General features: G+C 32.8%; 17 protein-coding genes and 1 tRNA gene. 9 read left to right on the forward strand and 9 right to left on the reverse strand.

The window, feature by feature from the left end; all coding sequences use genetic code 11:
* Window positions 1-21 precede the first annotated feature (21 nt).
* Window positions 22-2127, reverse strand: a complete 2106-nt coding sequence (locus tag HA143_RS07385; protein ID WP_209085319.1) for an IMS domain-containing protein — start codon at window positions 2125-2127, stop codon at window positions 22-24.
* Between the two features lie 148 nt (window positions 2128-2275).
* On the opposite strand from HA143_RS07385, the gene pdhA reads away from it, so the two are divergent.
* Window positions 2276-3313 (forward strand): pyruvate dehydrogenase (acetyl-transferring) E1 component subunit alpha, encoded by a 1038-nt coding sequence (gene pdhA, locus HA143_RS07390; protein ID WP_209085321.1) that lies wholly within the window; start codon window positions 2276-2278, stop codon window positions 3311-3313.
* A 1-nt stretch (window position 3314) separates the two neighbouring features.
* On the opposite strand, the gene HA143_RS07395 is transcribed toward pdhA, so the two are convergent.
* The gene (locus HA143_RS07395) at window positions 3315-4256 is read right to left on the reverse strand and encodes an RpoD/SigA family RNA polymerase sigma factor (protein ID WP_209085323.1); all 942 of its coding nucleotides are present in this window, start codon (window positions 4254-4256) and stop codon (window positions 3315-3317) included.
* A 140-nt stretch (window positions 4257-4396) separates the two neighbouring features.
* Complete coding sequence (locus HA143_RS07400; RefSeq protein ID WP_209085325.1) at window positions 4397-5962, reverse strand: NAD(P)H-hydrate epimerase; 1566 nt, start codon at window positions 5960-5962, stop codon at window positions 4397-4399.
* 46 nt (window positions 5963-6008) lie between these two features.
* Here HA143_RS07400 and mnmA point away from each other — a divergent pair, with 46 nt between their 5' ends.
* Window positions 6009-7181, forward strand: a complete 1173-nt coding sequence (gene mnmA, locus HA143_RS07405; RefSeq protein ID WP_209085327.1) for a tRNA 2-thiouridine(34) synthase MnmA — start codon at window positions 6009-6011, stop codon at window positions 7179-7181.
* Here the strand turns inward: mnmA and HA143_RS07410 are convergent.
* On the reverse strand, window positions 7155-8642 hold the full coding sequence (locus tag HA143_RS07410; RefSeq protein ID WP_209085330.1) for an acyltransferase: 1488 nt from the start codon (window positions 8640-8642) through the stop codon (window positions 7155-7157). The genes mnmA and HA143_RS07410 overlap by 27 nt on opposite strands.
* A gap of 86 nt (window positions 8643-8728) precedes the next feature.
* On the opposite strand from HA143_RS07410, the gene HA143_RS09855 reads away from it, so the two are divergent.
* The 3 genes from HA143_RS09855 to sodX all read left to right on the forward strand — a co-directional run bounded on the left by HA143_RS09855 (window position 8729) and on the right by sodX (window position 10206).
* Window positions 8729-9301 (forward strand): FKBP-type peptidyl-prolyl cis-trans isomerase, encoded by a 573-nt coding sequence (locus tag HA143_RS09855; protein WP_209085332.1) that lies wholly within the window; start codon window positions 8729-8731, stop codon window positions 9299-9301.
* A gap of 78 nt (window positions 9302-9379) precedes the next feature.
* Window positions 9380-9853, forward strand: coding sequence for a superoxide dismutase, Ni (gene sodN / locus HA143_RS07420; RefSeq protein ID WP_209085336.1), 474 nt, complete (start codon window positions 9380-9382; stop codon window positions 9851-9853).
* Window positions 9854-9918: 65 nt separating this feature from the next.
* The gene (sodX, locus tag HA143_RS07425) at window positions 9919-10206 is read left to right on the forward strand and encodes a nickel-type superoxide dismutase maturation protease (RefSeq protein ID WP_348534785.1); all 288 of its coding nucleotides are present in this window, start codon (window positions 9919-9921) and stop codon (window positions 10204-10206) included.
* Window positions 10207-10214: 8 nt separating this feature from the next.
* On the opposite strand, the gene HA143_RS07430 is transcribed toward sodX, so the two are convergent.
* From HA143_RS07430 to HA143_RS07445, 4 genes are read right to left on the reverse strand one after another with little or no spacing between them, the layout of a single operon-like run.
* The gene (locus HA143_RS07430; protein ID WP_209085339.1) at window positions 10215-10886 is read right to left on the reverse strand and encodes a hydantoin utilization protein A; all 672 of its coding nucleotides are present in this window, start codon (window positions 10884-10886) and stop codon (window positions 10215-10217) included.
* Between the two features lie 55 nt (window positions 10887-10941).
* Complete coding sequence (gene trpC / locus HA143_RS07435) at window positions 10942-11829, reverse strand: indole-3-glycerol phosphate synthase TrpC (protein ID WP_209085341.1); 888 nt, start codon at window positions 11827-11829, stop codon at window positions 10942-10944.
* Window positions 11830-11841: 12 nt separating this feature from the next.
* Window positions 11842-13281 carry a dihydrolipoyl dehydrogenase gene (gene lpdA / locus HA143_RS07440; protein ID WP_209085343.1) on the reverse strand — a complete coding sequence of 480 codons (1440 nt, stop codon included), beginning with the start codon at window positions 13279-13281 and terminating at the stop codon, window positions 11842-11844.
* A gap of 3 nt (window positions 13282-13284) precedes the next feature.
* Entirely contained in the window at window positions 13285-14163 is an 879-nt protein-coding gene (locus tag HA143_RS07445) for a TrmH family RNA methyltransferase (RefSeq protein ID WP_373921648.1), read from the reverse strand.
* A gap of 161 nt (window positions 14164-14324) precedes the next feature.
* On the opposite strand from HA143_RS07445, the gene murA reads away from it, so the two are divergent.
* The 4 genes from murA to HA143_RS07465 all read left to right on the forward strand — a co-directional run bounded on the left by murA (window position 14325) and on the right by HA143_RS07465 (window position 18733).
* Window positions 14325-15695: a UDP-N-acetylglucosamine 1-carboxyvinyltransferase gene (gene murA / locus HA143_RS07450; RefSeq protein ID WP_209085348.1), complete on the forward strand. Its 1371-nt coding sequence runs from the start codon at window positions 14325-14327 to the stop codon at window positions 15693-15695.
* Window positions 15696-16226: 531 nt separating this feature from the next.
* Window positions 16227-16308, forward strand: a tRNA-Leu gene (locus HA143_RS07455).
* Window positions 16309-16313: 5 nt separating this feature from the next.
* Window positions 16314-17489: an aspartate aminotransferase family protein gene (locus HA143_RS07460; RefSeq protein ID WP_209085351.1), complete on the forward strand. Its 1176-nt coding sequence runs from the start codon at window positions 16314-16316 to the stop codon at window positions 17487-17489.
* 11 nt (window positions 17490-17500) lie between these two features.
* On the forward strand, window positions 17501-18733 hold the full coding sequence (locus HA143_RS07465; RefSeq protein ID WP_209085354.1) for a bifunctional folylpolyglutamate synthase/dihydrofolate synthase: 1233 nt from the start codon (window positions 17501-17503) through the stop codon (window positions 18731-18733).
* On the opposite strand, the gene HA143_RS07470 is transcribed toward HA143_RS07465, so the two are convergent.
* A complete protein-coding gene (locus HA143_RS07470) occupies window positions 18730-20085 on the reverse strand; it encodes an FAD-binding oxidoreductase (protein WP_209085356.1) in 1356 nt (451 codons plus the stop codon). The genes HA143_RS07465 and HA143_RS07470 overlap by 4 nt on opposite strands.
* Between the last annotated feature and the right edge of the window lie 14 nt (window positions 20086-20099).

Raw genomic sequence — 20099 nt, forward strand, 5'->3', positions numbered from 1 at the left:
AGATGATTTCAAAGTTTATAATTAAAGTCCACTAACAAAATCAACCAATTTCCAGGATTTATTAGAAAAACCCAAAATATATTTAACTTTCAATGGAGTCAATGATGTCTCATTAATCAAATCCCCAGAATTCTTTATTATTCTTTCTAGATAATTTAATTCAACTAAAACAGCTATCCTAGAGGAAGTTTGTGATTCCAATTCTATTTTCCGAATTTGGGAATTAATTTCTTTATAAATCCCTTTCTTTATATCTTTCTTTCTTTCTTCAATTGTTCTATCGATCAATCCATTACTAACAATCTTAGAAAGATTAATTTCACTTTTTCCAGACAAGTAATTACTTTTACTTAAAAGCCATACATTAATTAAATTTCTTATCTCTTGTAAAGAAGGCGATGCTTTAGTGAGTTTTTCGACTTTAAAGGAATTATTGGCGGTTTTGTCCAAAGTAAGATCATTCGATTTATTTATAGAATTTTTTTTAATTTCCTCAGTAATATCTTTATCATTAACCTTTTGATTTTTATCTACCACTATTAAAGGTTTATCCTCAAAAGGCTTATCCTGAATTGATTTTTTAAAATTATTTCGTAGAAATCCAATACCGATTCCAAATGTAAATAGAATCAAAAACGCATATATATAAATTAAATAAGGTGAACGACTAAAATTCTCTTTATCCTTGAGAAATTCCCCAAAACTAAACTTTAATTCAGCAAATTTTTCAATTAAATACTTATATACCTCTAATGATCTATTCGTGAAGGTTTCTTCGTTAAATTTGTTTTCTGGGATATCAAGATTCTCGTATTCTTTTTTTATACCTCCTGGCCAAGGCAAGCTTCTTTCATCAACATTTAAAAATTTACTATCAAAATCTTCATTACTTTTTGGATAAGATTCTTTCTTAATCATTTGGTTCTGAAGATTTGATTTAAGTGTGTTTTTATATGATTTCTTTTCTAATTGTTCAATAAATTCTTGAATTTCCCTATCTTCAAACCAAGAATCTAAATCCACCTCTTTTGATTCAATATCTCTGTATCCAACTAAAACATCATTCTCTAGCCAATTTTTACAGAAAATACATATCGCTTCTAACTTATTTCCTGGATAATTATTAATCCAATCTCGTAAATTTTCATCAGAACTGCTAGAAAACCTTGCATAAGCCTGATCAATATCTGCTAAAAGCAAGTCTAAAGAACCAACAAGAGGCATTGAATCAAGGCCTGATAAATTTAGTTTCTTTAAAATTCTCCTCGCTTGAAATAATTTGTCTGGCTTCCTCCTTGAGAAACCGATTGCTGTTAAGGAGAGAAAAGCTAAAAATCCTGCTTCTAATGATCCTCTTTTTTGTAATTCAAGAAACAAATCTATCTGTTCTTGCACTGTCAAATATGGCTTTATTTGTTGAAAAAAAGCATCAAATTCTTGCTGATTTAGATAATTTCCATATTCAGATTTATTATTACCTTCCAAACCACCTCTTTTAATTATTAAATTTTCCAACATATTTAAACCTTTTTTATGAGATTCCTGATCATTTAAATCCCTGCTAAGTAGATCTAGGATCCTGTAAGGAAGTAAAGAGGCCAAGTCTTCCTCAAGATCTTTCCTTATTTCGCCAAGCTTCCCCATTCTTTGAAGAAGTTGTATACCGTCTTGTAAAAAGTCTGCAGCGTTTGAATAGGATCTAAGCTGTTGTTCTTGAATTGCAGAATCTCTAGCTGTTAAGGCCGCCAATAAGGTTAGATCGGCTTCTCTACTACTTCCTAAGGCCGGTGTTTGTGGGGGCTGCAAAGCTTTTCTTGTGATTTTAAAAGCTTCTTTAGGGGAACCTGACTCCCAAAGAAGGATTAACCCTGCTACTTCTCTATTTGAGGGAAACTCCAATCCAGATGATCCATTTAGCAACAAATTTTCGTATTCTCTCCTGCTTTCTGGATCTGTAAGCAAATCAGCAGTCAAACGAAGCAACTCTGATCTCTGGGTTAAAACTTCATAAGTAAAACCTTCATCAGGGGTTTTATCCAACCGCAATTGAAACGCCCTTAATATTTCCTCGGATGTTGAAGAGGGGCTTACGCCAATTAAACGAAAATGATCTAGAGGAAGTTCCAAACAAATATCCTACTGAAAATTCTTAGACAAATTTTATCAAGTTAAAAAATTTTTTCATAAGGTCTTACAGAGTTATTAAAAAAAATCATTAAAATCGACCTTCACGGCTTAGAATGTTAACAAATCAAAACTTCATTAAGGTATTTTCTTGGAAACACACGTAGAGAGAATCTCAAATCTTCATGACATAAAAAAAGCCGAATTAGATCGAGAAACCGGATTATTTCTTTATGAAGATATGATACTTGGTCGAAGATTCGAGGATAAGTGTGCAGAAATGTACTACAGGGGAAAAATGTTTGGTTTCGTTCATTTATACAATGGTCAAGAGGCTATTAGCACTGGAGTCATTGGCTCAATGAAAAAGAAACATGATTGGTTTTGTAGCACCTACCGCGATCATGTCCATGCATTAAGTGCAGGTGTTCCTTCCTTTGAAGTAATGAGTGAGCTTTTTGGTAAAGCTACAGGTTGTAGCAGAGGCCGAGGTGGGTCCATGCACTTATTCTCAAAAGAGCATCACTTATTGGGAGGATATGCATTTATTGGAGAAGGAATTCCAGTCGCTCTAGGAGCAGCCTTTTCAAGTAAATATAAAAAAGAAGTTGCTGGTAATAATAATAGTGATTCAGTAACTGCTGCTTTCTTTGGAGATGGTACTTGCAACAATGGACAGTTTTTTGAATGCTTAAATATGGCCCAATTATGGAAATTACCCATAATTTTTGTTGTTGAGAATAATAAATGGGCTATTGGTATGGCTCACGATAGAGCGACCAGCAATCCTGAAATCTGGAGAAAAGCCTCTGCTTTTGGGATGCATGGAGAGGAAGTTGATGGAATGGATGTATTAGCAGTAAGAGGGGCTGCACAAAGAGCTATTAAGCGCGCTAGAGCAGGAGAAGGGCCCACTCTTCTTGAATGCTTGACTTATAGATACAGAGGACATTCTCTTGCAGATCCTGATGAATTACGGTCTGAGAAAGAGAAGGAGTTTTGGGGGAAAAGAGATCCCATTAAGAAATTAGCCAAAGAAATTATTGATGGTAAATTCGCAACGGAAGAAGAATTAAAGAGTATTGAAAAGAAAATAGATATGGAGATATCAGAGTCGGTTAAAAATGCCTTAGAGGCCCCTGAACCACCTTCTAAAGAATTAACTAAATATATTTGGGCCGAAGATTAGTTTAAATACCGCTGGGTAATTTTCTGGTTAAATTCCTTAATTTTCTCAATGCCTTCAGTTCAACTTGTCTCACTCTCTCCCTAGAAACTTCTAATAATCTTCCTATTTCAGCTAGTGTATGTCTCTCATTACCATCTAGTCCAAACCTTAATTTTAGAACATGTTGCTCTTGCTCACTTAGATGACTTAACCACTTACCAAGTTGCTCTTGATGCATTTTCTGCTCAACTTTATCTAAAGGCTCTTCACTATTACTATCTGCAATTAGATCGCCTAAAAAGCTTCTGCCATCATCACCATTAACTGGAGCATCTAAACTACTTGTTGATAAAGCTTGTCTTAAAACAGAATCTAATTCTTCCACATCAATTTCCATTGCTTCTGCAATTTCAATTCTGCTTGGCATAGCACCAAGTTTATGTGCAAGATCCCTACTAACTTTTCTTATAGATGCTAATCTTTCGCTTAGATGAACTGGTAAACGGATCGTTCTTGATTGGCATGCAATTGCTCTTGTCATACTTTGTCGGATCCACCAAAATGCATAAGTAGAAAACTTATATCCTCTTGTCGGATCAAATTTTTCAACAGCCCTCTCTAATCCAAGAGAACCTTCTTGAACCAAATCAAGAAGTTCGAGTCCTTTGCCTTGGTATTTTTTTGCCACACTAACAACTAATCTTAAGTTAGCTTTAATCATTCTCTCTTTAGCTCTCTTTCCTATTTTTATTGTTCTTTTTTGCTGAGTTGTAAATTCTTTAGTTTTTTCATTTAATTGGCCATCTTCTGTAAGAGTCATCATTTTCTGGACTTGATTACCCAATTCAATCTCTTCAGCAGGAGTTAACAAAGGGACTCTTCCGATGTTCTGCAAATACCAACTAATTGGATCATTACTTCTCCTTTTTTGTGGTTCTGCTTGTGCTGGTATTGATGAAACCATTGTTTGACCTAAATAAGGTATTAAAACTCTCCTACACTTTTTTGGAAATAGCCGAATATTTAATGCGCGCTTCAGATTTCAAGTAATTTTTGTATATTTATGTGTTTAAAACTAGAAATAACTCTTTTAAATTGTGTCTTTCAAGATATTTGTCTCGTTTTCTTATTTCTCATTAATTTTGATAATGAATCACTAATAGCAGATGCATCTGAACCCTTTTTACACTTTGCCGCAGCAAATGAATGTAAAAGTACATATTTAGCAAAAAAATCAGTTGTAATATTTCTACAAAAGGTTAAATCAATCGCAGAGCTGCCAGCTAGAAATCCAGATAAAAGATCGCCTAATCCAGCTCTAGCTGTCTGAGAGTCGGTTCCAAAAAGTTGCCATACATTTGTATTGTCAGCAACTATGCTGTTAGCCCCCTTTAGCAAAACACTAATATTAAATTCTTTTGCGGCATTAAAAGCTAGTCCAAGATTAGTTTCACATTTGATATTAGGGAATAACCTTAAAAATTCTTTGCCATGAGGAGTAATCCATGTTTTAAATTTTCTCTCTAAAAAGAATTGTGAACCTAATTTAGATGTAGAAATCCTATTAAGTGCATCTGCATCTAAGATCAATAATCCTTCAAAACCCATAAGGTAGTCTTCTGATTTTTGCCAATCATCATTATCAATTCCTATGCCTGGGCCTACAACTAATGAATCATAAGCACTTAGGTCAATATTCTTTAATGAACTGAATAAAGATGCATCACCGTTTTGATTACATTGCATAGTTCCTTTTAAAACTATTTCTGGAGCAACTTGCCAAATAGATTCAGCAACTAACCTAGGCAGAACAGCAGAGATAAAACCCGCTCCACTAGATATAGCACCTCTTAATGCTAAGTATGCAGCTCCTGGATATTTGTCACTTCCAGCGATTAATAATGTTCTTCCTCTTCTATATTTATTGGAATTTTTTGGTAAAGAAGGTAAATCAATACTTTTTAAATCGTCATAAGTAATCTTAACAATCTTTTTCTCAATCTTAGATAACTTTTTAGTAGGCACCCCAACATCGATATGATTCAATTCTCCAATAAAAGGTAAAGCAGAATCTTGCGTCAACCCAATCTTATTAAGCCCAATGGATAAAGTGTAGTTCGCCTTTACTGCATTATCTAAAAAAGGCTCTCCTTTATCAGGACATAATCCAGTAGGAACATCAATACTTACTACCTTGCCACATTTATTGTGAAATTTCTGATTAAACAATTTAATTAATTTATTATCAACTTTTCTTGTTTGATTATTGCCAAACACAGCATCAATCCAGAGTTCTTTCCCATTTGCATCAGGCGGCTCTACTAATTTTGTTACACCAATAGATGTAAGATAATTAATGTGGTCAATTGTTATTGTTTTTTTTATGGTAAATGGACACCATACCTTGACTAAATACCCTTTCAAGAAAAGCTCTCTAGCTATTACGGCACCATCCCCACCATTATGCCCAGGGCCTATTAAAACAGTTATTCCATGCTTTAGAAGAAATTTCCTTTTTAAGAGCCATCTACTAATTTGTATACCAGCTTTTTCCATCAATGCTTCTTCTGGCATTCCATCAGAAAACATTTCTTTCTCTAATATCAACATTTGCTTTGAATCAACAATTAAATGTTTAGAGTCAATTTTTGGCCATACAATTTCTTTCATAATTAGTACAAAGCAATTGAAGTACTGTTCAAAAATTTAAACTTCCATGTTAAAGACACAAAAGGATAAAAAATTAGAGAACTATTTTTCTACTAATAATAAAACTAAAAAGAAGAAAAATATTATTGTAGGTCTTTCTGGTGGCGTAGATAGTTCACTTTCAGCTGCTCTTCTTGTAGAAAGAGGCTGGAATGTTGAAGGACTAACTCTTTGGCTAATGAAAGGACAAGGCTCCTGTTGTTCTGAAGGATTAGTAGATGCTGCTGGCCTTTGTGAAGATTTAGGAATTAACCATAAAATAATAGATTCAAGAGAAATATTCGAAAGAGAGGTAATTAAAAAAACAACTGAAAGCTATGAGAAAGGATTCACTCCACTTCCATGTTCGATGTGCAACAAGAATGTGAAGTTTGAAGAGATGCTTAATTATGCAATAAACAAAAAAGACTTTACTCATATTGCGACCGGACATTACGCAAGGATTAAAAAATCATCTTATGCTGAAAAACTTGATTGCAAGAGCATTGTATTTAAGGACTTCCTTCTTCTCAGAGGTGCGGACGAGAACAAAGATCAAAGTTATTTTCTTTATTCTCTTTCACAAGAAGTACTTAGCAGATTAGAGTTTCCTCTTGGTGAAATGAAAAAAGAACAAACCAGAAAGGAAGCCCTGAGATTAGGCCTTAGAACTGCTCAAAAACCAGAAAGTCAAGATTTATGTTTAGTTGAGCATTATGGATCAATGCAGAAATTTATCGACAAACATATTGAACCCAAAGAAGGAAAAATTATGCATGTAAATGGTAAAGTCCTAGGAACTCACAATGGAATTCAGCACTTTACGGTAGGTCAAAGAAAAGGTTTGGGCATTGCTTGGCCGGAGCCATTATATGTAAAAAGTTTAGACAAGGGAAAAAACATAGTGTACGTAGCAGATAAAAGTGATCTATTTAATAGAGAAGCAATAATTAGTAAGGTTAACTGGGTTTCAATTGAAGAACCTAAACAAGAGATAGAAGTAGAAGCACAAATCAGATATAGAAGTCATCCAGTAAAAGGGACTTTAATTCCTTTGAAAAATTTAGATAATCCAACTAAAACATTTAAATTAATTTTTGAAGAAAGTCAAAGTTCGGTAACGCCCGGACAAGCTGCAGTTTTTTATAAAGGAGAAATTTTATTAGGTGGTGGATTAATTAATTTTCCAAAAGAAATTTAATCCCATCAAAAATATAAACAATAACAAAATAGGTTTATCTCCAAATTTTGTATAGAAAGTCTTTTCGGAGGAAAAATTAGGGAAAACTATTTCATTTTGCTCAACATTTAAATCTAAAAGCTGAATTATTTTTCCATCATCCTTAATTAAACCCGAAGGGCCGGTGTTTGATACGAGTAAATTATTTCTCTTATTTTCAATACTTCTTAATCTAGCCAAAGATAGGAATTGATTATAAAGCTTAGTTGGATAGGGATCTAAATTTGCTGTAGTTATTATTAGTTTTGCACCGCTATTAATAGCCTTTCTTATTTTCAATCCATCACTAATTTCATAACAGATAGCTACTGCTAATGGAGGTGTAAATTTAGGATCAAAAAATCTTGAATCAGAGCCTGGTTGAATTCCTCCTACTGCAGATAATCCTCTTGAAAAACTATTTAGAAATTTAGGTATTTTTTCACCTAACGGAACAAGTCTATTTTTATCTATAAAAGAGGTAAAAGATTTATCTCCAATTTGAAATCCGAGTAAAGAACTTCTTAACTCATTTTTTGAATTTCTGAAACCTCCTGCCAAAGTATTAACCTTAATGCCTTGAGATAAATAAAAATTATTAGATAGAGTTCCTTCAGGAGCAACAAGAAGTTTTGCTTTGTTGGATAAAGCATATTTTTGAGCGACAGATTGTTTTTCTTTAATAAATTCATCATCTATTTTTAATTTTTCTCTTGTTGGTATATTCGTTTGCCAAATAGCAACTGGATATTCATAATTTCTTTTTATTGGAGTGATTAAACCTCCAAATAAATGTAAGAAAATAATAACCAAAAGGCCTAAAAGAAATATTTTTTTAAAGTAAAGTTTTCTTATCCATCTACCGTGACTAAAAAAAATCCAAAATCCAATCAATAATTGAAATACACATAAACCACTTGCGCCAATCCATCTTGCCAAACCAGCAAGATAAATATCACCTGGGACAAGACTCTCTCCTAAACCTATCCAAAAAAAAGGTGTTTGAGAAAGTATCAATTCACCAATCCCCCAAGTTAAAGATAAAAAAAATACTTTTACTGTTAAAGGTAATATTTTCATTTTAAAAACATCCTCTTTCCAGAGAATCATTTCAACTAATAATCCCCATAAATAAACTAATAACCCACCCAAAAAAGCACAAAATAATAATATTGAAATAGTGATTATTAAACTTGCAAGCCATGAGAACCCAAGCCATGTCAATGGGTGAAGATCATATAACCATGAATGACTTATTAAAACAAAGAAAAACCCCCACCAAAAATTTGCTATTTTTCTCTCACTTCCCTTCCATAAAATAAATAAAGATATCGGCATAAAAATCAGCCAAAAGTGAGTTGCAACAGAAATACCTCCTAGAATTCCTCCTAAACAAGGGTAAAAATATTGTCTTAAACTTTTAATTTGAGTCGGGATTAACAATCTAAAATTACGAAATTAAATTTATAATCACCCATTTATTGTACCTTCATTCTGTAAACTTAGTTTTAGTAACTTTCAAAATTTAAGTGAAAGAAGTCTTTATTAGTTTTGCAGTTTTTGTTTTTTGTGTTTCATTAACTCTTTTCAGTCAATTTAATTCACCACAAGTTGTTAATGCTGCCGAATCAGAAACTCAGTCAATTCAAAAAACACCTGTTGCAAAATCATCAAATGTTTCAAATAATAATTTATTTGAACTAGACCCATCAGATCCAAATCCTATATTTTTCGCTATGGCAGAAGAAAAACCATCAGACAGCAACTCAAGGACTACAGAAAGTGGTCTAATTATTTCGGATATCGTAAATGGGGAAGGAGATGAAGCCATCACTGGTCAAACAGTTACTGTAAATTACACAGGAACTCTAGAAGACGGAACACAATTCGATACAAGTATCGGTAGAGCTCCATTCAGCTTTCCTTTAGGTGCCGGACGAGTAATAAAAGGTTGGGACGAAGGGGTCGCAGGTATGAAGGTTGGAGGGAAAAGAAAATTAACAATTCCTCCTGAACTTGGTTACGGATCAAGAGGAGCAGGCAATGTAATACCTCCTAATGCAACTTTGATATTTGAAGTTGAATTATTAAAAGTCAATTAAATTAAGTAAGAAAAATTTCTAAGACTTTTCAATTTAGTTATTCTCCAAGTAATATATGTACAACATTAAATATACGAAATGTTAAGTAAATTCATCAATTCTTTTTTAAATAGAAAATCCACAATGACAGTCCATGCACATTGCGACGGTCCTTGTGGTGTATATGACCCAGCATCTACAAGAGTTGCTGCTGAAGCAGTTTTATCAATGACTAAAAAACTTATTGCACTAGATGCTCCCTCAAGTACTAACTCTGAAGAGTGGGCTGCTTACAATAATACATTTTCTAGATATGTTGCAATTAAAGAAGAGCAAGCAAAAGAGACAAAAAAAGAAATTCTAATATTGTGGACAGACTATTTTAAACCTGTCCATTTGGAAACTTATCCAGACCTTCATGAAACTATTTGGAAGGCAGCTAAATTATGCAGTGCTTGCAAAGTTAATATTGATTTAGCTCAAGCTGAAGAATTAATGAGTTATGTAGAAAAGATTCATAATATTTTCTGGGCATCAAAAGGAAGATCAGATGCTTTTGTAAAAGCTAGTTAATTTAAATTATTTTCAAAAGTTTTTTTGATTTAATTTTATTTATCTTAGGTTTAAGAAAAACCGCTATTGTTAGTGGTGATTCTATGTTACCTTCGCTTGAAGAAGGGGATATTGTATTTTTTAAAGAATATAAAAAAAATAAATCAAGACTAAAAAATCGACAAATAGTTATTTTTAATCATCCACTTAAAAATAAAACACTTATAAAAAGGATAATTTCAGTGAATCAAAATAATATAGAGGTCCTTGGTGACAATATCGAATTTAGCGAAGATAGTAAAAAATTCGGACTAGTAAATAACGAAAAAATAATTGGTATTATCACCTCTAAATTAATGATTCCTAAATTATAAAAATTTCTTTAGTTCAAAAAAACAGAAGCACTTCTTTGAATCCAAAATAATCCCATAGAAATGGAAAGCCCTCCCGCTATAGCTATTAATCTTTTAATAAATTTTTGACTTGCTTTAAAGGTCGTAAAAGATATTAAACAAGTGAAAAGATTCATACTAATTAGTGAACCAATTAAATATGAAATCAAATATAAGCAAGCACTTGTTATAGGTAGTGCTAAAGCAGGAAGAACTGCAAGAAAATGTGAACCTCCAGCAATACCGTGTAGCAATCCTAAACCTGTTAAAGCATGGGAGTGCTTATTATTGTTTTTTTGTTCCTTAACATGAAAGTGAAAGTGACGATGGGCAATTCCATTCTCATGCTTATGAGAGTGCGAGTGGATTCTTAATTGAAAAGAACTTTTTATCGCAAATACTCCAACAATTAGAAGAGAAATTCCCACTAAGAATTCGGCAATATTAGAAAATTTGTTTAATGGCGTAATATCCTTAATAAAAATCGCTAAGAAAGCTAACAAGAGGATGCCAGAAGAGTGTCCTAGGCCCCATGAAAAACTATTTTCAAGAGCTTTTTTGGGATTATTAATAGCTGCTGGTGCCATTGCAATTAAATGATCTGCACCACTAACAACATGCACAAATCCAGCAACTATACCGGTTATTATTACGGCCTGCATATATATTCAGTACAACTCTGTTTATTCAATTTTATAGCACGATTTGAAGCCAAAATTAAATTGAGTTAAATAATTTCTTGAAAGATTTTTCAATATCACTTTCTCTCATGAAAGTTTCACCAATTAATACTCCCTTAATTCCAACAGATTTAAGGGATTCTAAATCTTCTGCAGAATGAATTCCTGATTCACTAATAGGAATAATATTTTGTTTTAAAAATATATCTGAATATATATTCATCAAATCCATTGAAGTTTTTAAATTTGTTTTAAAAGTCTTTAAGTCTCTATTATTTATTCCAATTAAATTGAAAGATTTCAACTTTAATATCCTTTCTAATTCATTCTCGTTGTGAACTTCAATAAGAACGCTCATCCTTAAATTATCAGCAATTTTTTTTAAATAAATTAAATCATCATCGCTTAAAATCGCCGCGATTAATAATATTGCATCAGCACCAGATAACCTTGCTTTATAAATTTGATAAGCAGAAATAATAAAATCCTTGCAGAGCAAAGGTAGATTAGTTGATTTCCTTACAGTTTCGAGTATTTCATAACTACCTTGAAAAAACCTTTTATCGGTTAGCACTGAAATACATGATGCCCCTAATCCTTCATAACAAGGAGCTATCTCTTCCGGATGAAAATCTTCTCTGATAACACCTTTACTAGGACTAGCTTTTTTAATCTCAGCAATCACCCCTGGTTTAATTTTCGACTCTAAGATACTTTTGTAGAAATCTTTAGGAGCAGGAAGATTACTAATCTTTTTTATAAGATCTTCTAGAGTAACTATTTTTTTAAAATTCTTTATTTCAATGTCCTTATGCCATACAATTTCTTCGAGAATATTTTTTGCTTGTGCTTCTCTATGAGGTACAGCATATTCTAAATTTTCTACCCTTACGGTTGGATTTGGAGGCCTACGTCTTATTTCCATTAATGATAAAAACTATTTTATTTGAGAAGCAGCTTGTTTATATGCGACCTCAACAACTTCACTAAGTGTAGGATGAGTATGTACTTCAGTAGATAATTCAATTACATCTTGGTTTCTTGAAATAGCGTTTGAGATTTCTTGAATTAAATCAGCTGCATGTAACCCAAAAATATGAGCACCTAAAACTTTCCCATTATCTTTATTAAAAATTAATTTGAGCATCCCATCACTCTCCAATTCAGCCAATGCTTTTGAATTAGCCTTAAAGAAACTTTTGACAACTCCCAAAGTAAAATTTTCTTTTGCCGATATTTCTTTAGCTTCAGCTTCAGAGAGACCAACTGAACTAATCTCAGGATGAGTAAATGTTGCAGCAGGGATACTTTTATAGTTAATTTCGACGTTACCGCCGCAAATATTATCAACTGCTATAGTGCCTTGCGCTGCCGCTGTATGAGCAAGCATTAGTTTGCCAGTTACATCTCCAACAGCCCAAATGTTAGGTATTATTTCCTTACCATTTTTAACCCGCATTTGATCATCTATAGGAATGAAACCTTTTACTGTTTCGATCCCTAAAGACTCAAGATTTAGATTATTACTATTTGGACTTCTGCCAGTTGCCACTAGTACAGCGTCAACTTCTAAAGTTTCTAAAACTTCTTTAGATTTTGCATCTGTCAGTTCTATTTTCACAGGACATCCAGGTGTTATTTTTGTCGCAAAGACATTTGATTTTGTATCTATATCTCTTGATTGAATAAGGTTCTTCTTCGCAATTTTTGTAATATCTGGATCAAATGTAGGCATTATATTTTCCAGAGCCTCAATCATAGTCACTTCACAACCTAGGGCAGTGTAAACATCCGCAAACTCCAATCCTATATATCCGCTTCCAATAATAGCTATCCATCTTGGGAGCCATTCAAGTTTAACGGCATCATCACTAGTAAATACAGTTCTATTATCCAAAGTTATTCCACGAGGCACAAAAGGAGAAGAACCAGTTGCTATAACAATATTTTTACAAGTAAAGATTCTATCAACTCCGTTTTTATCTCTTACACCCACTTTTTGATTCCCTTCAAGTCTTCCAATACCCAAAATAATTTCAACCCCACTCCTTTTAAGAGTTTTTGTTAAATTTTCTCTAACATTTAAAACTAAATTATTTGCATGATCTGCAATTTTTGATCTCTCAAACCTTACTGGAGAAGCATGAATACCAAATTTGGCTAAATGTTCATAATCAGCTATTTCTCTGACTTTTCCACTTGCAGCCAAAAGAGCTTTAGAGGGAACACAACCCTTGTTAACACAAGTGCCTCCCATATCAGAAGATTCTACTATTGCGACTTTCAGTCCCTTACCAGCAGCATGTTTGGCGGCATCAAAACCTCCATATCCTGCTCCTATAACGATTAAATCAAAATCAAAACTTGAATCAGTCACTTTTTATCTACGTTTAGAGGTGTATGCGACTCTTTTTCGTTCTAGTAATAACGGAACTGCAACGCAAGCCACATTCAATGATTCTACAAGCTTACTATGCGGAATTGTAATTGTTTCACTAAATGCTTCTTGAATTTTGTCATGAATACCTTGCCCCTCATTACCCAAAATCAAGACAGTAGACTTAGACCAATCAATTTCCCAGTAGGGTTTTGAAGGTTTTTTTGAACTTTTATTATGGCTACTAGTAGAAAAAACCTTAAATCCTACATTTGATAATTCAGATACAGACTTTAATAAAGAATTTATTGTTTTTTCCTCAGTACCCTCAAATCTTTTAAATGGGAGGTGAAAAACTGCGCCAGAAGATGCCCTTAATACCTTTTGGCCTAATGGGTGCGCACCTCCAGCTAAAAAAATTGCATCAACACCAGCAGCTAGAGCAGTTCTAAAAAGATTGCCCATATTCCCAGGGTCTTGAATTCTATCGAGAACAAGAACAAAATCATCATTACTATTAAAGTGATAATTAGGTATTGATGAAATCTCTACTAAAGCTGCTATCCCATCTGGATTAATTGTTGAAATCGCAGATGCCAAAACTTCCTCTGAGACAATATTTATTAATGACTGTTGAAATTTTTTGCTTAGATTTTGATTCTTTCTTAGCCATTTTTCGGTAACTAAAATTTTTGAGGGATTTTTCCCAGACTTCAACAATTCTTTAATGAGATGAGTGCCCTCTATGCAAAAAAAGTCTTGATCTTGTGGAGATGATCCTCTTTTGAATGATCTAAATCTTTTAACTAGATTATTGTTTTTACTAGTTATTTTTAAAAAAGTATTTTCTATGAGGAAATTGAAAATTTTGTTATCAAATATATTCTAATTGTATTAATGTTTTGATCAATTATTTATTGAATTTTTATTTCCTAAGAAATTAAAAAAAATACCTTTTCACTTTTAATTAATATTTAAGACGTTACATGGGGTAGACTTACAAGTTATCGTTTGTCATGATGAATCTAATAAATTAAGCCTTAATGATTTGCGTAAGCAAAAAGAAGTCATATCTTAAATATCAAAATTTAAAGATTTTTGGCCAAGGTAACTTACATGGAAAAGTTGAAATAAGTGGCGCTAAGAATTCTGCCTTAGTTTTATTAGCCTCATCACTGCTAACTAATGAAAGAATAATTCTTGAGAATGTTCCTCGTCTAACTGATATTGAAAAAATGGGGAATATCCTAAAGAGTTTAGGTGTTAAATTAATACAAAAAAACAATCGATTAGAGATAGATCCTAAAAATATTTCTATTAAAGAACTTCCATATGAACTTGTTAATGGATTAAGAGCTAGTTTCTTTTGTATAGGTGCATTATTAAGTAAATATGGAGAGGCTAAAGTCCCCTTACCTGGAGGTTGCAATATTGGTTCAAGGCCCATAGATGAGCACATAAATGGACTTCAAGCCTTAGGAGCGGAAATTATTATTGAAGAAGGAATTGTCAAAGCAAGAATAAAGGACGAGACTAATAAACTACATGGTTCACATATCAAATTAAAGTGCCCAAGCGTAGGAGCAACTGAAACTTTAATAATGGCAGCATCATTAGCGGAAGGAAGAACCACGATTGAGAATGCTGCAAGAGAACCTGAAATTCAGGATTTATGCCAAATGCTAAATAAAATGGGTGCAAAAATTTACGACTCGGGCAAAGAAAAAATAATTATTGATGGTGTTAATAATCTGTGTGGTTGTACTCATAAAGTAATTCCGGATCGAATAGAAGCTGGCACTTTTTTAATAGCTGCTGCAGCGACTTCCTCTTCGATAACAGTTTCTCCTGTAATTCCTAATCATCTTGAAGCTGTCACGAATAAGCTTCAAGAAAGTGGAAGTAAAATTACGATTAAAGGTAATTCAATTACAATCAAGGGTAAAGAGATTAAAGGGGTAGATATTGAAACAGCTCCTTTCCCAGGATTTCCAACTGATTTGCAAGCACCATTTACAACTTTAATGTCAATCGCAAATGGCGAATCAAAGATAACTGAAACAATTTTCGAAAACAGAATGAACCATGTTCATTTACTCAATAAAATGGGGGCAAATATAAAATTAAATGAAAATATAGCCCATATCAAAGGTGTTAAAAAAATTAAGGGAATGGATCTAGTTGGATCTGATTTGAGGACTTCAGCCGCATTAATAATTGCTGGGATTATAGCTGAAGGCACTAGTAAAATCTATGGTTTAGAACACTTGGATAGAGGGTATGAAAATTTTGAATCAAAACTAAAAATATTGGGTATAAAAATAAATAGAGAGTTTAACAAAAAAGCCTTGAAGAATAAGGAGTTTAAAATGAATTCAGATCCTGCAGATATTCCTAGATATAAAGCCGCCTAAGTTGCAAAAAAGTTTGGGAAATTAATAAATTAATTAAACGTAAGCAATATTAATAAGTGAAATACAACCTAAAAATATAAGAAATAATACTAAGAAACGACTAGACCAAATTTTATTTAAACCACTAATCTTGAAATCATTCATGCCCAAGTTCCATTATTAGAACCAAATGCTGTCAATATAGTGACTGCAATGAAAAGGTAGGGAACGAATTGTAAAGATAAATTTTTTACTTTAATTTTAGTCATTTAATTTTTTTCTTTTAATATAACATAATATTACTGATTATGAAGCTGACTTCTTAAAAATAGGTTCTTTTTTGATTTTTTGCTACATAGTTGCATCACAAATGTTGAATAATGCATTTTTATCTTATTTATTATCAGCAAATTCAATAAATATAATTCTATGTTTTTTTTCGGAAAAATTAACTATTAACAAACGTTATCTTGATCACTGTTCCTTGATCAAAACAATAGTCAATAAAATGATTTTTGTTATAATAGAAAGGTTAATTTTTTCAAAAGCCTTGGGAGCGTGGTGGAATTGGTAGACGCACCGCACTCAAAATGCGGCACCTTCGGGTATGTCGGTTCAAGTCCGACCGCTCCCACTTTGATGAATACCTATAGTCGATTCGATATATCTTTCAAAGAAGGAAAAGGTTGTTGGCTATGGGACAAAACGGGTAAAAAGTATCTTGATGCAGTTGCTGGTATAGCAACTTGTAGTCTTGGACATAGCGATAGAGTTTTAAGAAGAAGGCTATCAACTCAACTAAAAAAGATTCAGCACATTTCCAATCTCTACAACATTGAAGAACAAGAACAATTAAGCAGAACTTTAACAAATATGAGTTGTGCCGAAAGAGTCTTCTTCTGCAACAGTGGTGCGGAAGCAAATGAATCAGCAATTAAATTAATTAAAAAATATGGGAATACAACAAATAAAGGTAAAGAATCAATTATTCTCGCAGCAGAATCCAGCTTTCATGGAAGGACGCTGGCAGCCTTGAGTGCTACTGGACAGCCCAAATATCAAAAAGGTTTCGAACCAATGATTCAAGGGTTCAAATTTTTTAAATTTAACAATTTTGATTCGGTAAAAAAATTATTTGAAGAGTGTGAAAATAATGATCAAAAAATCTCCGGCGTTTTAGTTGAACCAATACAAGGAGAAGGTGGCGTAATTCCTGGAAGTAAAATATTTTTTAAAAGCCTGCGAGATATATGTGATAAATATCATTCTCTTCTCATTTTAGATGAGGTCCAAAGTGGAGTAGGTCGAACTGGAAAAATGTGGGGTTATGAGAATTTAGAAATTGAACCTGATGGATTCACCCTTGCTAAAGGATTAGGCGGAGGTCATGCAATTGGAGCATTATTGGTAAAAGAAAAAGCCAACATTTTTTCTCCAGGAGATCATGCAAGCACTTTTGGAGGAAACCCTTTCGCCTGTAAAGCTGCCCTAACTGTATTAGAAGAAATAAATAGAAGAAATCTTATCAATAATGTTTATCTAAGAGGGGAACAATTAAGTGCTGGGTTTGAAGAATTGTCAAAAAAATTTCCAAATATTATTAGCGGGAAAAGAGGTTTAGGTTTAATACAAGGTCTGGTGATCAATGATGATTATGCTGATGCAAAAAAAATTACATTAAAAGCTTTTGATAAAGGATTACTGGTAGTTCCTGCAGGAGGAAACGTTGTAAGGATTGTCCCACCATTAGTTATATCGCAAAGAGAAATTAATATTCTTTTGGATAAGCTAAATTCAATTTTTGAAGAGTTATAGCAATTTAAATTTTGAAAAATACAAATTTAAAAATTCTTGAATTATTATCACCTAAATATGAAAGGGATAATATCAAGTTAGGTTTACCAAGAATTAAAAAAGCACTTCAAGAAATTGGTAATCCTTGCAAGAATATCCCTGCGATACAAATTATTGGTACAAATGGGAAAGGATCAATAGCGGCATATTTAGAAAGTATACTTTTTGAAGCTAAAAAGAATTTTGGTGTAACGACATCTCCTCATCTTTTTGACGTATGCGAGAGGATTAGAGTTAATAAAAAAAATATTAACAAAGCTGATTTTGAAAAAATCTATAGATTAATAGAAAAAAATCTTTCAACATTTGAATTAACTCCTTTTGAAAAAATCATTTGCTGCGCACTAAATTTTTTTGACAATGAAAAAGTTGAATTGCTCATTCTTGAAGCTGGCTTAGGGGGACGATTAGACGCGACAACAGCCCATAAATCTAGACCAATAATTGCTATTGGGAATATTGGCTTAGACCATAAAGAATTTCTTGGAGATACGATTGAAAAAATTGCTAAAGAAAAATTAGCAGTTATTGAACAAAACTCGATAGTCATCTCATCCAACCAAAATAGTCAAGTTAAAAATTTAATAACCAAAAAAATTAAAGAGGTTGGAGCAGAAATTATCTGGAAAGATTCAATTTCAAACAGCTATGAGCTTGGATTAAAAGGAATTTTCCAAAAGCAAAATGCTTCAGTAGCTGTTGGAGCAATTGAAGCGCTGAATAATTTGGGATTTAACATTAAAGAAAAACACATATCTGAAGGTCTTAAAAATACTGCTTGGAAAGGAAGGCTAGAAATAATAAATTATTTCAAAAAAGAAATTCTGGTAGATTGTGCGCATAATTATCCTGCTGCAAAAGCACTCTCTAATGAGCGAAGAAATTGGGAGAATGAAGATAAAGGAATTTATTGGATTTTAGGTGTCCAAAGACAAAAAGATATTTACGCAATATTAAAAACACTGCTAAAGAAAAATGATCACTTATTACTTGTTCCAGTTCCAAACCAACCTAGTTGGCAATTAAACGAGCTCTCTCAGATTAAAGAAATTGACTTTCAAAAAATAATTGAATTTAAAAGATTTGAACTTGCCATTGAGTATTTATTTTCCCTAGAACAGTGGCCACCTAATCATCCTGTTCTAACAGGTTCTATTTTTTTAGTTGCTGAATTTATTAAATTTGCAAATAAACAGAAATGTTAAATATTAAATTGTTCCTTTACTTCCCAACCTTCCAATTTTCCTGGATTTAATAGCCCTTTAGGATCAAATTTTAATTTCGCTTTTACTTGATCTGCGTCCACCACTCCTAGGCCTCCGCCTTCGACAGTTAAAACATGGGGATTAAAAATAAACGCACCAAGTTTCTTACAATCTTCCGTTATTTCATTTAATTCATCTATCCCATTCCACTTTAATACAGGCAAAGCTGCTAATCGCGGTGATCCTTGTTGAGAAACTGCCTCTAAATGCCAAAGAACTTTTTTACCCCATTTTTTTCTCAAAAAATTAATCAATTCTAATTCATTATTAAGTGGCAAAAGCATCTGTAAATACGTCCAATTTTTATCCCTAGACCTCATATGAAGAGTTGTATGATTCCATACGACTTCAGAAATTCCATTGACGAGTTTTTCTTCTTCCCCAAGAAGGGTAGATTCAACTTTGAATTTTTTACAAATTAGCTCGATGGTTTTTGTTCCTCCAAGAGTAGATTGAATTAATATCTTGTGACTTCTAGAATTACTTTTAAACCATTTTGGCATTTGATCTACAATTTCTTCTTCAAGAATTGCTCCTAGTTTCAGATCAATTGCTGCGCTCGTAAGAGTTTTTAATATTTCTATTGTTTTTTCAAATTCAATACAGTCAATAACTATTGAATACCACTTACGTTTGATATCAGTAGCAAGTAATAAAGAAGTAATTATTCCATTAGTCCCATAAGCATGATTTAGAGGTTCGGATTCTTCAGCATCAAATTTTAATAATGCAGGTTTTTCATTCATCGTCACTGCCTCTAAACCAATAAGATTTCCTGGATCTCTTAAGAATCCCCACCTAATGGAGCCAATACCTCCTGATCCACCTGCAATAAAACCCCCAATTGTTGCAGTTTTCCAAGTACTAGGAAATAACCTCAATTCCCTCCCATATTTCTCTAATTGTCTATTCAAATCTCCCATAACACAGCCAGACTGTACTTTTACAAAACCTGTATCTGGATCAAATTCTTCTAACTTATTAAAGTGACTCATCTGCATTACCACTCCTTTAAACAATGGGACGGCTTGTCCATAATTACCTGTACCTGAACCCCTTAAAGTAAGTGGGATAGAATATTTCCAACAAATTTCTGCTACTTCCTTTACCGCTTTGTGATCACAAGGTCTTACCACCAAATCAGCAATACATTCGTCTAATTTTTCAGTAAGGATAGGAGAGTAGTTATAAAAATCTTTTGAAAGTCTTTTTATGTCAGATTGGCTTTCAATAATCTCTAAGTTTTTGACTTCTCTAAATTTGTCTATAAATTTAAAACTATTTGATGTCATTAATAAAATTTTTA

It is taken from the genome of Prochlorococcus marinus CUG1415 (assembly GCF_017696015.1).
In the GTDB taxonomy this organism is placed as follows: Bacteria; Cyanobacteriota; Cyanobacteriia; order PCC-6307; family Cyanobiaceae; genus Prochlorococcus_A; species Prochlorococcus_A marinus_AE.

What these genes read in the sequence shown, in the direction of transcription:
- HA143_RS07400 (WP_209085325.1), bottom strand. Translation starts at nt 5,962, where the DNA reads ATGAAAGAAATTGTATGGCCAAAAATTGACTCTAAACATTTAATTGTT.
- HA143_RS07430 (WP_209085339.1), bottom strand. Translation starts at nt 10,886, where the DNA reads ATGCAGGCCGTAATAATAACCGGTATAGTTGCTGGATTTGTGCATGTT.
- HA143_RS07460 (WP_209085351.1), top strand. Translation starts at nt 16,314, where the DNA reads ATGAATACCTATAGTCGATTCGATATATCTTTCAAAGAAGGAAAAGGT.
- murA (WP_209085348.1), top strand. Translation starts at nt 14,325, where the DNA reads ATGATTTGCGTAAGCAAAAAGAAGTCATATCTTAAATATCAAAATTTA.
- HA143_RS07470 (WP_209085356.1), bottom strand. Translation starts at nt 20,085, where the DNA reads ATGACATCAAATAGTTTTAAATTTATAGACAAATTTAGAGAAGTCAAA.
- trpC (WP_209085341.1), bottom strand. Translation starts at nt 11,829, where the DNA reads ATGGAAATAAGACGTAGGCCTCCAAATCCAACCGTAAGGGTAGAAAAT.
- mnmA (WP_209085327.1), top strand. Translation starts at nt 6,009, where the DNA reads ATGTTAAAGACACAAAAGGATAAAAAATTAGAGAACTATTTTTCTACT.
- HA143_RS07395 (WP_209085323.1), bottom strand. Translation starts at nt 4,256, where the DNA reads ATGGTTTCATCAATACCAGCACAAGCAGAACCACAAAAAAGGAGAAGT.
- sodN (WP_209085336.1), top strand. Translation starts at nt 9,380, where the DNA reads ATGTTAAGTAAATTCATCAATTCTTTTTTAAATAGAAAATCCACAATG.